Source organism: Arthrobacter sp. P1_D12 (assembly GCF_056406175.1).
The window spans coordinates 1-13,853 of record NZ_JBFUAR010000022.1 but is presented as its reverse complement, the minus strand read 5'-3'; the positions used below and the strand labels follow the sequence as shown (position 1 = coordinate 13,853).

Genomic DNA, 13,853 nt, shown 5'->3' with positions numbered 1-13,853 from the left:
TGTTTCAACAAAATAACTTCCCCCAATTTTTTCGGATTGTACGTAGATATTCAAGCTCAGACTCAGGAAGCTAACCAAACGCACTCGGAAATCGTTATTACTTAGTAATTTCAAAAATACTGAGTCGCAACAGCAAAACAATGTGACTGGAATTCGGATAATTCTTCTGACATCATTTCAAAATCGATTTATACAATAACTATTTGAATAAATGCCTGCTCCGCTACTGCATTCCTGTCCCACCGTGTCGAATACCAGCCGAAGCTGTGGCCAATAGAGCGAATTGCCATTTCGGATGCGTTGGCAAGGGTCCTTCGTCTAGCTCGGCCGAAAAGTGCGCAGCTTTTCCGGAGCAGACTCTTGAAGGCGTTGTGACCAGCGCCTAGGGACTAGTCTGCGAGAAGTTCGGCCAGTTCGGCCGCATCGGACACCAGCACCGCCGCGCCTTCTTTCAGGAGCCGGTGGCATCCTTCCGAGTTGGCGCTTTTTACGCTCCCGGGGACGGCCGCGACAGGCCGGGCAATGGTTTCGGCGTGGCGTGCGGTGTTCAGCGCCCCTGAGCGCCAGCGGGCTTCCACGACACAGGTAACGCCTGCGAGGGCGGCGATGATGCGGTTTCTCTGCAGGAACCTGTGCCGGGTCGGGGCGGAACCGGGCGGGAGCTCTGAGAGCGTCAGGCCGTTGCCGCGGATCGCGGCCGCAAGGTCAGTGTTACCTGACGGGTAGTCACGGTCAAGGCCTCCGGCCAGTACCGCGAAGGTTGCCAGTCCTTCTCCCTGGCTTCCGGCTAAAGCGGCCCGGTGCGCGTGCGCATCGATGCCGTAGGCCAGCCCTGAGATCACGCAGATTCCGCGTTGGGCCAACCCGTATGCCATATCTCCCGTAACGGAGGCGCCGTAGCTGGTCGTGTCCCGGGATCCGGTCAGGGCGACACACTTCGAAGGCGCTGGGATGCCGTTGTCGATGTTGCCCTGGTACCACAGTTCGTACGGGGCGTCGGGCAGATCGTCCAAGCCTTCCGGCCAGCGTTCATCTCCTCGGATGAGGAACCCGCTGCCCAGGCGTTCGATGGTGGCCAGGTCCTTCTCCGGGTCGACCTCCGGAACCCGCGGAGCCCACCGTCTCAACCCTTCTGACAGTTCTTCGACTATGGCCTCCGGAATGGCGTGTACGGGCTGGGCGCCGGTGGCAAGCCTCAACGCGGCGTACGCGCCGAGCCTGCCCGCGAGGGTCCGACCGACACGATCGCCGGGTTCGAAGAGTCGGGTCAGGGCTGCGCGTGCAATGCGATCATTCATGGTTTCTCTCGTCCTTTGCTGAGGATCCGGCGGGTGGGGCGGCTTTGGTGACCGGCCAGCTTTCCCTCTCCCCCGGTTGTTTTTGCCTGCTGGCGGAGCAGCGCTTAGCTGTGCCCGACGGAGCCGGGGCAACCCGCAGGGCCAGCAGTGGATGGGTTGTGGGAGGAAATATGCGAAGCGCCGACACAAGGCATCGGCTGCGCAGCCGTCCGCAGGACGGTTGAGCCGGTGGAGCGGGCACGTACGATCCGGAGGAATCTCAATGATGTTGTCAACGGATGTTGGCGGGTGTCCGGGCCAGTGGCGGCCGGGACACCCGGGGGTGTTTCTAGTCCGTCCAGCCGGGGTAAGGCTTCCGGTCCTTGGCCGGCAGTTCGGCGGCGGCGGCTGGGAGTTTGTCCGGGCCGTCGGACTGGCCTGAGGCCCAGTGGAAGAAGGCCTCGGCAGTGATCGCTTCGAAGCAGGCGTCCTGGGACCGGAACCAGTGCATGGCGGTGTCGCCCTCGACGTAAGTGCCGTAGCCGAACAGTTCCCCGTTCCGATCGCGGGTGCGGGCGACGGCGAAGATGATGTAGGGCCAGGATCCGGCGTCCCAGCCCTCGCTGCCCCAGTTCGGCAGCACGGACCAGGCGGTGCCGTCGAGGGTATCCATCCAGTCGTACCCGTCCCCGGCCCGGTCGTCGGCGGGAAGGACCGGGGCGGTCACCGGTTCCGCGGTGTCGGCCGTGGCCGTGCGGGTCATGGTTTCTGTGCTCATGAGGTGATGCTCCGTTTCGCTCGGGCGGGGCGGGCTCCGAAAGTACCGGCTTCCCTCTCCCCCACCATGTTTTTTGCCTGCTGGCGGAGCATCGCGTAGCTGTGCCCGACGGAACCGGGGCAACCCGAAGGGCAAGCACCGGATGCGTTGTGGGAGGAAATAAGCGCAGCGCCGACCCAAGGCATCCGGTGCGCGGCCGTCCGCAGGACGGTTGAGTCGGTGGAGCGGGCACGTATGATCCAACGGACAGCAGCAAAAGAGAATAGAAGAATGCTTGTGCTGTCCGAGCGCAGCGAGGCCCTTTTTGGTCTAGTTCCGGAACCCTTACCCGGGCAGATTCGCCGCAGGGTGGGTGATTATGGCAGTTTGAGTTGGGACCGGTTCTGCAGTCTGAGTTGGGCCCACTTCGCTGCTCGCCGGTTGATGAATCGCAGTTTCAGTTGAGCCCACCCCACCGTTGATTCCATCAGAGTGTTTTTCCCGACGGTGGAAGGCAGTGATGGAGTCAAGCGTGGAGCTATTCGCGAGGATCCGCCGGGATGCCAGGGTCAAGGGCTTCTCGATCCGGACTCTTGCCCGGGAATACCGGGTCTCGAGGAGGACGGTCAGGCAAGCGTTGGTGACGAGACGATAGATCTCCGTCGATCAACTCAACGCTGGCAATGGTCGTACTCGAAGAGCACGACCGTTGAGCGCGACGAAGAGCAGGCGTCCTAGAAGTCGGACCGCAGCCATGGCTCCCCAACCGCTTCACGCTCGGCTTCTTGATTCGGGCGAAGATCAAGCACCTCCGCCACCGACGGGTCGTAATCGATAACGTGTCCGATCCCGACGACACGGAAAGAGCTCGCGTCGTCTGGATGATCGCCACCGCAAAGTGCGCACCAATCACCGTCCGGGCGAGTCACATACAGCACCGGCCGGATCCGATCGAAGACGTGGATGCACACATACAACTTCGTCTCGTATGGGAGTTCGGGCTGCGATGTCGGAATCGTCACGGGTATCCATTCCATTCGTCGAGGGTTTGCGCGCCCTTCTGACGGTTGCACGTTCGACAGAGCTCCCAGATGTTGTCGATGTCGCGGCCGCCACCGCGGGAGAGCGGGAATATGTGGTCGAACTCCCGCGAGTTTGTTGCACCCGAGCGAGGGATCATCATAGTGTCGCAGGCTTGGCATCGTAAGACACCGTTCGCGTCCGTAGCAGCTTCGTCCGCGGCCTGCCGGACCGCCGCAGTGGGCCGCCGCCCAACGCTGGACACGACACTGAGACTGTCGACCACCTCGTCTGCCGACTTGGCGGCAATTCTGCTCATCGCGCCGAGGCCGAAAGTTCCGCCAGCGACAAGCAGGGCGCCTTCGAGGACGGCTCCGGCGCATCCGCCCTTGCCGGAGATGCACTGCCGGGTGTTGTCGGAGGTTCCCCCGGCGACGGCCCCGGCGATGAGCGTGATCGGGGCTGTGATGACGTCGACTTCGGCGCAGAGCAGGTCCGGCCGTCGAGTCTGACGACGCAAGAGGACGAATGACGGCAACGTACGCCTGCTGAGGCTGCGGGACGTTCGACGGCCAGCCATGGACCACAAAGACACCGCACAGCCGAAGCCAGCCAGCCTACGATGTCGTGATGCCGCAGACGATGAATAGCCCAGTTGAAGCGGCAATATCCAGGCAACTGTGTTGGCTTGCCTTGGCCCCGCAGTCTTGAGCGTCCTCGGGGCTGCCGCGCAGGAGCCCGGCGTAGTAGGCGTTGCCGGCGGCCACGACCCGTCGCCAGTAGTCCCTATATGGATGCCGGTCAGGTCGGAGAGCACCACGGAGTTGCTGGGCGAGGGATGTGAATGCCGTCGCGCGGGGCTGGCGCTATGTTGACCCCGACGGCGGCGAGACGGCGGATGAGGGCGCTCGGAGTGAGCGGCACTCCCACGCGGGTACCGGGCCGTAGGACAACGCCCCCGACACAAGGTGGTCCCGAATCAGGCTGCTATTAAACGCCAAGCGGGCTCAAAACAGATTGACATTCTCAGGTGGGCTTATCCCGCGCGATCCTGGATCGGGACATGGCGAGCCTCGTTGACCGTGTGGAGCCGGCAGGGCAGGCTGAGGGACCATCGATGACCAGGGGGAGCATCATGACTTACCGCCGCACGTCGGCCGCCATAGCGGTCCTGCTTGGGTTGGCCCTTTACGGGTGCCAGCCTGCTGCCGGGCCGCTCCCGGTCGAATTCTCCGCAGCAGCTGTGCCCAGCCCGTCGTCCGCCGAGCTCACGGCCATCATCCAGACTGCTGTCGAGACCGAAACGACACCGTCCTCGACAATCCCCCGACTCCACGCCTGGCCGAAGGGCAGGGGACGGCGGCCTACCTAGCCAAGCGCGCGCGGGACCTTCCGGTGGTGGCCCGGTCAAAGGCCGGGTTCAAGTCAATGGGCTTCTGGTACACGGACTTTTCGACGACGATCACCGTGGAGACTGTGGAGGTGACCCGGCCGACGGCAAGCGTCCATTTCAAGGAATTGACCGAAGAACACCAGGCCTCGGCGGCGAATGGGCCCAGCAACGTCCCGTCGGGCTACTCGGTGCCGCAGACCGCTACGTTCCAGGCATCCGCGGATGGATGGCAGCTGGACAGCATCGCCCCTTCCGTTCATGGGGCGGCTTGCCTATGTCCATCGTCGAGGACTGAGGACGACTCGGTAGGCGGTGGCGCTGGAGTCAGTCCGCCGCCTAACCGCGACCAAGGCGCAGCACATCACTCGTACTTGCGCCGCGTCCTCGCCTTTGCCTAGTCAGGCGATTATCGGTGCAAGCGCGGGGACCGGGGTGTAGGTGGTTCCGTCGCGGAGCATGGCCCAGAGGACATTCAGTCGGCGCCGGGCCAGGGAGAGCATGGCCTGGATGTGGGTTTTGCCTTCGGCGCGTTTGCGGTCGTAGTAGGCCCGGGAGGCCGGGCAGCTTTTCAGCGCCGAGAGCCCGGAGAGGTAGAAGACGCGCAGGAGCCTGCGGTCGTAGCGGCGGGGGCGGTGGTGGTTGCCGGTGATCCTGCCGGAGTCCCTGGGGGCGGGGGCGAGTCCGGCGAAGCGGTCCGCGGACTCGAAGACTGTGAGGTCTCCGCCGGTGGCGCCAAGGAACTCGGCGGCCAGGACGGGCGCGAATCCGGGCATGCTCAGCAGCACCTGTGCGTGCCGGTGTTCGGTGACCTTCTCACCGATCAGCGCATCGAGGCTGGCCAGTTCCTCGTTCAGGGAGAGGATTTCCCGGGCAAGGGCGGCGACGATCTGCTCGCCCATGTGCTGGGCGGGGACGGTGGTGTGCTGGGATTTCGCCGCTTCCACTGTCGCTGCGGCGACAGCGGCAGAGGAACGGGCGCCGTGCTTCTTCAGCCAGGCATGGATCCGCGCCTGGCCGGCACGGCGGATCCCGTCCGGGGTCCGGTGTCGGGTGAGCAGGAACAGGGCGGCTTTGGAACGGCTGTAGTCAAAGGCCCGTTCCAGCGCGGGGAAGTATTCGAGCAGCTGGGCCTGCAGCCGGTTGATCGCCCTGACCCGGTCCGCGGATTTGTCCGCCCGGCGTGCGGTCAGGAGCCGCAGCCCGGTGCTGATCTCATCCCCTGCCCGCAGCGGCTGCAGGTCCCGGCGCATCCTGGCCTGATCGGCGATCACAGCAGCGTCTTTGGCATCTGTCTTGCCGTCGCCGCGGTAGAGCTTGGAGGCGTGGTGGACGATCCGGCCCGGGATGTACGGGATGTTCTGGCCGTGGCCGACGAGCATCGCGATCAGCAGCGCCGGTCCGCCGTGGTTCAGGTCCGTCGCCCAGACCACCTCGTCCCCGTCCCCGAGTTTCAGGACGTTGGCGATGAGTTCGAGCAGGGCCGGTTCGTCGTTGGGGATTTTCTGCGAGAGCAGACGGTTTCCGTCGGCGTCGATCACGACGCAGTGGTGGTGGGCTTTGCCGGCGTCGATGCCGGCCCACAATTTCGCCAAAACAGCCTCCAGTCTGTCGGATGGTTGGAACCCGGCAGATAACCGCGCCGTCGTGTCCTTATCCGGCGTTTCAAGTCGCGTCTCTCAATGAGCGGTCGAGTCATCGCGGGGAGCGCGGGCGGCCAATCCTACGGAGCCGTCACGACACGGGACGTCCGGCCACAGCAACAAAGCCATACCCGCCTCCCCCGGGTAGCCACGACCCTACAACGGCCGCGGAAAACTACCCGGCAACAACATAAGGACCGCAGCAAAAACAGAAAAGCGCTTCTACAGCCCGAGCGAAGCGAGGTCCGTGCAGTAGACCTGGGCGCTAGCTGGGCGAGGGCCGGAAACCGGAGTCTCCAGGCAGCGCGTGGTTTCCGGGCGAGGTTGTTGTGCTCTCGCTTGCAGCACGGGCTTGCTGGTGGCGGTAGACGTTGTGCGGCTCCAGCCAGCGAGACGCGCGGCGTCCTCGGCGGTGCGCCCCTTGGCGCGGGCGTCCTGGGAATGGCGGTCTTTTTGCAGCGCTAAGTGGCACTCTTAGCAGGGGGCGCCGCATCGGTCTTCACCTGATGCGCCTTTGGAGCTCGCGGTACACCGTCGTCCGGGATACCCGGAACAGTTCGGCCAGTTCGGCCTGCGTATGCTCGCCGGCGTCGTGCAGTGTCAGGAGATGCTTCCGCTGCGTCTTGGACAATTTTGGCTGCTTGCCTTTCAGTCGCCCCTTCGCTTTTGCGACCGCCATGCCCTCGCGCGTGCGCGCCCGGATCAGATCTGCCTCAAACTCCGCCACCGTTCAGGACGTTGAACAGCAGCCGGCCTACGGGGTCAGTCCGATCGTGGGTGCTGCCGCCGAGACTGAGGACTACCCCTTTGGCCGTCAGCTCGTCAGCTATACCCCGGGCATCGGAAAGGGAACGCGCCAAACGGTCCAGCTTGGTCACCACCAGCGTATCGCCGGCTCGGCATGCCGCCATCGCTTCACGGAGTCCAGGGCGAACCCGGTTAGATCCCGTCAGTCCGTGATCGACGAAGATCTGCTTCTCTTCAACACCAAGGGCAAGGAGAGCGTTTCGTTGTCCGGTAAGGTCTTGGTCGTTTGTCGAGACTCTGGCATAACCGATCTTCATTCCAGTCATGAGGAACAGGGTTGCAGTAATCCCCCCGTCACCGTGCATTTGATCGTGCGGGTCTTACGTACATGGCCTAGGCCAGTAACTGCAAGGGACGTGCGGCACGTTTCCTGGGCACGGTGATCGACCGGCTTGCGGGCACTATGCACCGATGCGGACGTAATCCTCTTTATCATCTCGTGCACGAGATGACGTTAAATTATGACGCGGGACACATTCATGGAATTGCCGACTTCGTAGAGACTCCGCCAGCTGAGCTGTCCGCGGTGCATGCTCGTCGCTACTGAGCGTGGTGAACGTAGAGGTCGCGGAGCAGCGCGATCTCGGCTCCGTGGTGCAGGATCTCCTGGTTCTCCCACCACACGATCGACGGAAACGTCTCCTCGGCATCGCTGCCGTATGGGTAGCTGCTTAGCCCGGTCCGGTCATAGTCGGACTCATCGACACTGAGTAGTACCCGGCGCCAGTCGGCTGCGGCCTGACGGAACCTCTCGATAGCGCCGGCTGCATCTGGTCGTGATTCGTACGTCGCTCTATCGAACGTTCGGTCGCCCCCGAGGTGGTTGGCTCGGCCCAACAGCGTCTCGGAGATGTGGTCAAGCCGCCAGGCGATCGTCGTGAGGGGCGGAGGCCACGGACTTTCGGGGGCGCCGTCTCGCCCCCACTCACCCGCGCCGATGAGCTTGATGGCGCCCGGTCCGGGCCCATCGGCGCGCCTCCGCACCGACCAACACGCGTCGACCGGTTCCCAGAGGTACTCGGCGTCCGTCAGTACCGGTACGTCGACGTCGCTGCCATCACCCGAGTTGCTGGTGGGCCCGGCGAGGCGAGTGAGAAGTCGTTCCGTCGCCCAGTCGTACTGATCGAGCAGGGGCTTGAGGCGCTCGTTGGTCATCATGGCATGTAGCCTATACTCCACGAGATGCCGTTAGACGCCTACGCGCGGTCGATGTTCGTACTTCGGAGCATCCGCTGGCTGTCCACGACCAAGTGCCCGCCAAGGGATCCGCTGACGGGCGCCCCGTGGTCTGTCCGAACTTTCAACTGTCGGTACTGGCCTTCTTTCGGGCTCCCAGAACGCAGAACTCGTTGCCTTCTGGATCCTCAAGTACAGTCCACGGCCGCTCGCCTTGACCAACATCGACCCTGCGGGCACCCAGAGCGACCATCCGCTCGACCTCGGCCGCTGGATCGTCCGGCCGAAAATCGAGGTGAAGACGATTCTTTGTTACCTTCGAATCTGCCACCGGCACGAAGACCAACCCTGGCAACCGGTCCGGTGCAGAACGAATTTCGAACTCATCGTCAGCTTCCAAAGTCACGACCCAACCCAAAGCTTTGGCCCACCAAAGTCCAAGCTCGGCCGGTCGTGCCGAATCGACAATTACTTGTTCCCATTCAAGACTCATGCGTTCCACTCTACTGAGCCGGACCCCTGCCCGGTGAAGAATCCCTGCGGTCACCAGGGCGTCCGCTGAACCACCGGCTTACGGGCGCCGTTGAAGGGCACGATCGTTTTCAGTTACGGTCCGCGACGCGTTACTCGGAGAAAGCTCGGAGAACGCAGCCCCCTGCGCGCCCTGAGTGCGTGACGCTTGAGGATTCAGGTCGGTGCACCATGCGGGATAGACGCGGAAACCGCGCTTGCCAGGATGCAGCTCGGAGCTGACGCATCCGAGCGAGATCAGGTGCGCCGTGGTGAATTGGAAGACCCCGAACCGTTCCTGCTCCTCTGCGAAGACGAGCAGTCCAGACATCGACTCGTCAGCCGTGAAGGGCCTGGTCGATCCGCCTTCGTCGCGCTTCCAGACCGCGACGAAGGCGCCCGGCTTCGTCGGTGTGATCCGGGCGGTGCGGATTCGCCACTGCTCCTTCCCGATGCGTGCAACCCCAGATTCGTAGTCGCTGTTCTGTTCTTCAACCTGGATGACAGGCTGTGCATCGGCAGGAGCAGGCGCAAGATCGATGAAGCGTTTGAATGCGTGGAAATTCACTCTCAAACTGTAATCGCTCAAGAATCCGGGCCTGAAACCTGTCCGGTTGACGATCCTTTACCGGACACCACCTGAACCGTAATCAAACCGAAGCCCGGCATGCTCAACCGGTGCTCCTATTCCGGGTAAGGGTCTGCCCCGGCAACCTGGGATCGGGCCGGTTCTGCGGTGGCATAAAGGGCGTTGAGCTGGCGGTAGAGCGTTCGGGCGATGTAGCGCTTGAGGGATCTGCGGATTTCGCGGTAGCTGCGGCCTTCTTGGGTGCGTTTGGTGACGTAGTCCCGTGTTCCGGGGTCGTGGGCCATCCGGGTCCGGTCTCTCCCCCCGTCTTGGCTCCGGCCATCTCGGCGGCGACGGTTCCCTCGTACCCGCTGGCCGTTTCGGGGTGATGGGTGATGGCGTGGACGGTGAAGTGCTGCCAGCCCTTGGGCGGCTGCTTCGTCGCCAGCAGCGACTTCACGAATTCACGGCGGACCACAGAGCTTCTCTGCACTTTTCAACCTCGGCCGGCTGGAGTAGCAACATTGCTACCGCAGCGTCATTCGAATCGGGCGGCGGCCGACCGGAGGTTCGGCTGATCCGCTCTGCGACCATGACGATGATTCCCTCCTGGCCGCGGACGCAGCAGAGCGGATCCGTCCCAGTTCCTTAGACGTGGAACACGAGTGGCGGGACGCCGACCGGACCTGTCCGGTGCGGCACGGATCCCGGACCTAAACCTGGACGATGGACTCGATTGGCCGCGGGGAAGTGATCGGATCTGCGTGACGATGGAGAACTTTCCACTGTCCGTCCTCCAGGCGGAAAATCGTCGTCACGCGAAGAGAAATCGGGGATACTTCATCGGATCCGCCAACCTTGGCCCGGGCACGTTCAATTTCGACAGTGTATGCGAGTTCCGTCCCGACGTACCCCGAGATTCGCTCGAAGTTGATGGGCTCGCCCTCCCTCAGTTGAGAAACCGCCCGCTCCATCGTCTGCTCAACTGCACTCCAGCCCCGAGCCGGCAGGCCGAGCGGATTGGCCAGTGAGACGTCGTCCCGCCTCGAAAACAGCTTCTTCTGCAGCTCCGGGTCTCCCCTGACGAACGCATCGAGCGCTCGGTGGTACTGCTCAACCACACGATCTAGATCGGACCCCGACATTGGTTCCTCCAGCCTCGCATCTGCGCCGGCGCGGCGCGCCAGGCCCTGTATTCGGCCATCGTGGCACCGTTCACGAATGATGTCTACGTACGATTTCCTGGCGCCGAGACCGATCAGGAATGCAGAAGCGCTGGCACAGGCCGCGCCTAGGAAGCTAGCGACAACTCCGCACAGCGACCACGCCAGCCCACAAATGCCTGACACAAGCAACCTCCTTCACCGCAGCCGTATGCAGCCAAGATGCGTGATTTCGTGTCCATTGATGGCAAAGGCGCCTAGATTCGCCCCATGGGGACGCAGGAAACGTTGGACCGGCATTGTTGACTGGCTGAACATTAGGATCCGTTTACGTCTGGTTGCTGGGGGCAACCAGCCACCGCAGCGACGCCTTACAATTTTTTCGCGACGTACCACCGGGCGTGAGCGACCAACTGGGTGGTCAATGGCGAGGCGCCGTTCCGGAGCCAGACCAGTACGGTCGGCATGGGGAGAGACACCCCAACAAACGGGCGCCACACGACGCCGGGAGGATCACCTGGTACCACCTGATGCGGCGTTTTGAACGACACGCCAAGGCCGGCAGCCACCAGGCTCATGGTGGTGGCTATGCTCGGCGACCAGCGGTGCGGGCCCGGAATCATCCCTTCATCCACCAGCAAACCCAGTACCCGCTCGCGAACATCCGGGTCGCCGTCGCGCTGTAACCAGATCAGAGCCTGGCCATTCAGATCCAGGGGACTGATTGCTGCCAGCTTTGCCAGCCGGCTGCCGGATGGAAGGGCAACCCCCATCGGCTCGGTTTCCAGGGTCAGCACACCGAGCCGTTCGTCGGAGGGTGGCACGGCGTGAATGAAAACAGCGTCAAACTCGCCCTCAAGAAGTTTTTGGACTCCTTCCCTTGCTGCCGCAGGTTTGACGTCTACCTCCGGTGCAGTTTCGCCTGGACCCAGACCGCTGAGCAGTTCCGCCAGAAGCGGGTACGCCACCCCAACAGCCACACCCAGTTTGAGCGTGCCGCTCGGAGGACTGCGTAGTTCGTCCATGGCTGCCGCTGCGGCGTCGTGGGCCTGAATGATTTGGACAGCTTCCTCCCGGAGACGCCGACCCGCGTCCGTGAGCGCAACGTGATTGTGGGTCCGGTCCAAGAGGCGGAGTCCCAAGGCTCTTTCCAAGGCTTTGAGCTCCTGGCTCAGTGCAGGCTGGGCGATGTGGAGCCGGGCAGCGGCTTTGCCAAAGTGCAGTTCCTCAGCCAGGACAAGGAATCGCCGGAGTTGGCGGATCTCCATGGCCCATCATAAGAATTTGTGATCGTCCGAGTCCATAGCGGCCTTGGACGGCAGGTCCCGCACGGGCGTCCAATGAAAGGGAAAGGTATACCGCTCTCGGAAAGGTGAAGGCAATGAGCACAATTGACGGGGCCGCTCTGGTGGAGGCCAACGGCACCACGTTTCACGTTGAAGTGACCGGTCATGGGACGCCGGTGCTTCTGGTCCCCGGCGCTGGAGGCGACGCCCGGCAATACGCCGAACTGGCCCAGGTGTTGGCCCAAAACCACGCAGTCATCGCCTATGACCGTCGGAACAACGGACGCAGTTCACAGCAACCGGACTGGGCGGAAACGTCAGTGGACCAGCATGCCGGCGACGTTGTTGCCCTGTTGGAAACGCTCGGGACCGTGCCATGCGTCATGTTCGGCAACAGCACCGGGGCGTTGATAGCGCTGGCCGCTGCCCTGAAGGCCCCCGGGCGTTTTACCGGAGCCGTGCTGCACGAGCCGGCGCTGCTGGGCGTTCTGTCCAATCCCGACGACGCAATGGCCACCGTGCAGCCGGTGATTGCGGCAGGCGTGGAGGCCGGCGGACTTGCCGGCGGTGCCGAGGCCTTCGTCCAGTTCGCGGCAGGAGATGCCGCCCCGTTGTTGCCGCCAGAGTTTCTCGACGGACTCCGGACAAACGCCAGGGTCCTGCTGGAAGCGGAGTTCGGAGCATTCGCGTCCTGGCGGCCCGAGCCGGTGGCATTGTCAGGAATGAGCGTGCCGCTGGCCGTACTCAGTGCCGAGCAGACAGCGCCATTCTTCGTGGAGGCCGCCGAGTGGGTAGCTTCCCATGCGGGAGTCAACCGCCGGACGGTAACGGGCGGCCACATGGGCTTCCTCAACCACGCCGGGGAACTGGCTAAGGAAATCGACGCGATGTTTAGGCAGTCCGCAAATGCGGCCGGTTAAAGGGGGTCCGGGGTACCGTCCTGAATCAAACTGCCATACTCACCAAAATCAGGATTTGACGCCTATAGAAGCATCATGGGCGCGCACGCCTTGGGGGCAGCCGCGTATGCCGCGAAAGCGGCCGGACTGGCGGCGCCTATCGGCCCCAGACGGTCGACGACGAGGTCCACTGGCAACTAGAGCACATGAGTGCCGAAGCCCGGTCCGCGCTTCGGCGCTTGCCACCGCTGGGGGGAAATTCCGCCGGTCCGCTGGGTCAGGACTTCTCGCGTCCGGAATCCTCGCCTCGATCATCCGCGCGCTCCGGGCCGACTTGGGTCGCCCTGACCAGCCTGCCTCCTCCAGCTGAATCTGCCGCCCGCAAGCCGGTCCCCCACCGCGACACCATCCGCCCGCACTGCCGCTGCGAGAAAATCCGATACAGATACCGGAATCCTGGAATCGCGGGTACCCCGGCCGCAAAACTGTCCCGCTCAGGTTGGACAATCGCGACAGTTGCACCCGCCCGCGCAGATCAGCGGCTACGCCCGGGTCTGCACCAACGAACAGGACCTGGCGACGCCGCGCAAGGCGCTTACGGGTCTGGGCGACCGCAAGGGCCTGATCAATGGTGACCGCGGCGTGACCGGAAGGAACAAGCAACGGCCGGGACTGAACGAAGCCCTGGCGGCTGTCCGGGCCGCCGGCGCCCTGGTCGTCACCAAACTCGATCGGTTCGCCCGGCCCTACCCGATGCTCGAGAACATCATCGAGGTCACGAGGACGTGTATCCCACGGGTTCCGGCTGGCGACAGGGATGAACAAGAGGATTTGATCCCCAAGTCTCAGCAAGTCATGCAGTTCCAAGCGCTACCGGCCATGAAGGAGTACGCAGCAACACCGCTGCCCAAGCCAAGAGAAGGAGCCGCCAGACCAGCCGCCACCAACAAAAATGGGCCCCCGCAGGGGCCCATAAAGGAGATTTGTACACATTCAGCGGCCCACAAGCCCCTGAACAGGGAAAACACGTGCCCGAGGTGGGACTCGAACTGCATTCCCTCCCCTGCAAACACTAGGCACCCGCGGAAACATGCGGAATCCGGCCCAATCCGGGACTGGTACGGCCCGATCCGAAGCCGAAATTGTGTACTTTGTACACACCCCAAAGCGGCCAGCTCCAAGCTTCGCAGCCGCCAGCCCCGTTACATTTATTGGGTCCCCGAAAGCCGGGGATTTGGTCGCGGGGCCCGGTATGACTTTCTCGCCCTGTCATTGATGATCCGGGGGGTGTTGTCGCCGGGCTCGGAGACACGCGTTGACTGCTGATAGGGACCACGCGTTGACTGCTGATAGGGAC

Annotated in this window: 13 protein-coding genes and 2 pseudogenes; 2 read left to right on the top strand and 13 right to left on the bottom strand. The window is 63.3% G+C overall.

The annotated features are described in order from the left end of the window. Nucleotides 1-389: 389 nt before the first annotated feature. From dprA to AC1DZV_RS16125, 13 genes and pseudogenes are all read right to left on the bottom strand, one after another. Nucleotides 390-1,298 carry a DNA-processing protein DprA gene (gene dprA / locus AC1DZV_RS16185; RefSeq protein ID WP_476954105.1) on the bottom strand — a complete coding sequence of 303 codons (909 nt, stop codon included), beginning with the start codon at nt 1,296-1,298 and terminating at the stop codon, nt 390-392. Nucleotides 1,299-1,626: 328 nt separating this feature from the next. Beyond that, entirely contained in the window at nt 1,627-2,055 is a 429-nt protein-coding gene (locus AC1DZV_RS16180; RefSeq protein ID WP_476954104.1) for a hypothetical protein, read from the bottom strand. 713 nt (nt 2,056-2,768) lie between these two features. Then, a complete protein-coding gene (locus AC1DZV_RS16175) occupies nt 2,769-3,056 on the bottom strand; it encodes a hypothetical protein (RefSeq protein ID WP_476951279.1) in 288 nt (95 codons plus the stop codon). Next, complete coding sequence (locus AC1DZV_RS16170) at nt 3,053-3,574, bottom strand: HNH endonuclease (protein WP_476954103.1); 522 nt, start codon at nt 3,572-3,574, stop codon at nt 3,053-3,055. The genes AC1DZV_RS16175 and AC1DZV_RS16170 overlap by 4 nt, the downstream gene beginning before the upstream one ends. A gap of 1,271 nt (nt 3,575-4,845) precedes the next feature. Continuing rightward, nucleotides 4,846-6,039 (bottom strand): IS110 family RNA-guided transposase, encoded by a 1,194-nt coding sequence (locus AC1DZV_RS16165; RefSeq protein ID WP_476954102.1) that lies wholly within the window; start codon nt 6,037-6,039, stop codon nt 4,846-4,848. Nucleotides 6,040-6,586: 547 nt separating this feature from the next. Continuing rightward, nucleotides 6,587-7,160 (bottom strand): annotated as a pseudogene (locus AC1DZV_RS16160) (recombinase family protein). Between the two features lie 274 nt (nt 7,161-7,434). Further along, nucleotides 7,435-8,073, bottom strand: a complete 639-nt coding sequence (locus AC1DZV_RS16155) for a DinB family protein (protein ID WP_476954101.1) — start codon at nt 8,071-8,073, stop codon at nt 7,435-7,437. A 121-nt stretch (nt 8,074-8,194) separates the two neighbouring features. Next, nucleotides 8,195-8,563: a VOC family protein gene (locus AC1DZV_RS16150; protein WP_090582409.1), complete on the bottom strand. Its 369-nt coding sequence runs from the start codon at nt 8,561-8,563 to the stop codon at nt 8,195-8,197. 78 nt (nt 8,564-8,641) lie between these two features. Then, nucleotides 8,642-9,148, bottom strand: coding sequence for a MepB family protein (locus AC1DZV_RS16145; RefSeq protein ID WP_476951283.1), 507 nt, complete (start codon nt 9,146-9,148; stop codon nt 8,642-8,644). 116 nt (nt 9,149-9,264) lie between these two features. After that, nucleotides 9,265-9,453, bottom strand: coding sequence for a hypothetical protein (locus AC1DZV_RS16140; RefSeq protein WP_414645509.1), 189 nt, complete (start codon nt 9,451-9,453; stop codon nt 9,265-9,267). A gap of 19 nt (nt 9,454-9,472) precedes the next feature. After that, nucleotides 9,473-9,626 (bottom strand): annotated as a pseudogene (locus tag AC1DZV_RS16135) (ParB/RepB/Spo0J family partition protein); the annotation flags it as partial. Nucleotides 9,627-9,861: 235 nt separating this feature from the next. Next, on the bottom strand, nt 9,862-10,269 hold the full coding sequence (locus tag AC1DZV_RS16130) for a YybH family protein (protein ID WP_216699090.1): 408 nt from the start codon (nt 10,267-10,269) through the stop codon (nt 9,862-9,864). Nucleotides 10,270-10,682: 413 nt separating this feature from the next. Continuing rightward, nucleotides 10,683-11,579: a LysR family transcriptional regulator gene (locus AC1DZV_RS16125; RefSeq protein WP_476954100.1), complete on the bottom strand. Its 897-nt coding sequence runs from the start codon at nt 11,577-11,579 to the stop codon at nt 10,683-10,685. Between the two features lie 113 nt (nt 11,580-11,692). Between AC1DZV_RS16125 and AC1DZV_RS16120 the strand changes: the two genes are divergently transcribed. After that, nucleotides 11,693-12,517 (top strand): alpha/beta fold hydrolase, encoded by an 825-nt coding sequence (locus tag AC1DZV_RS16120; RefSeq protein WP_476954099.1) that lies wholly within the window; start codon nt 11,693-11,695, stop codon nt 12,515-12,517. A gap of 495 nt (nt 12,518-13,012) precedes the next feature. Then, on the top strand, nt 13,013-13,822 hold the full coding sequence (locus tag AC1DZV_RS16115) for a recombinase family protein (RefSeq protein ID WP_476954098.1): 810 nt from the start codon (nt 13,013-13,015) through the stop codon (nt 13,820-13,822). Nucleotides 13,823-13,853 lie beyond the last annotated feature (31 nt).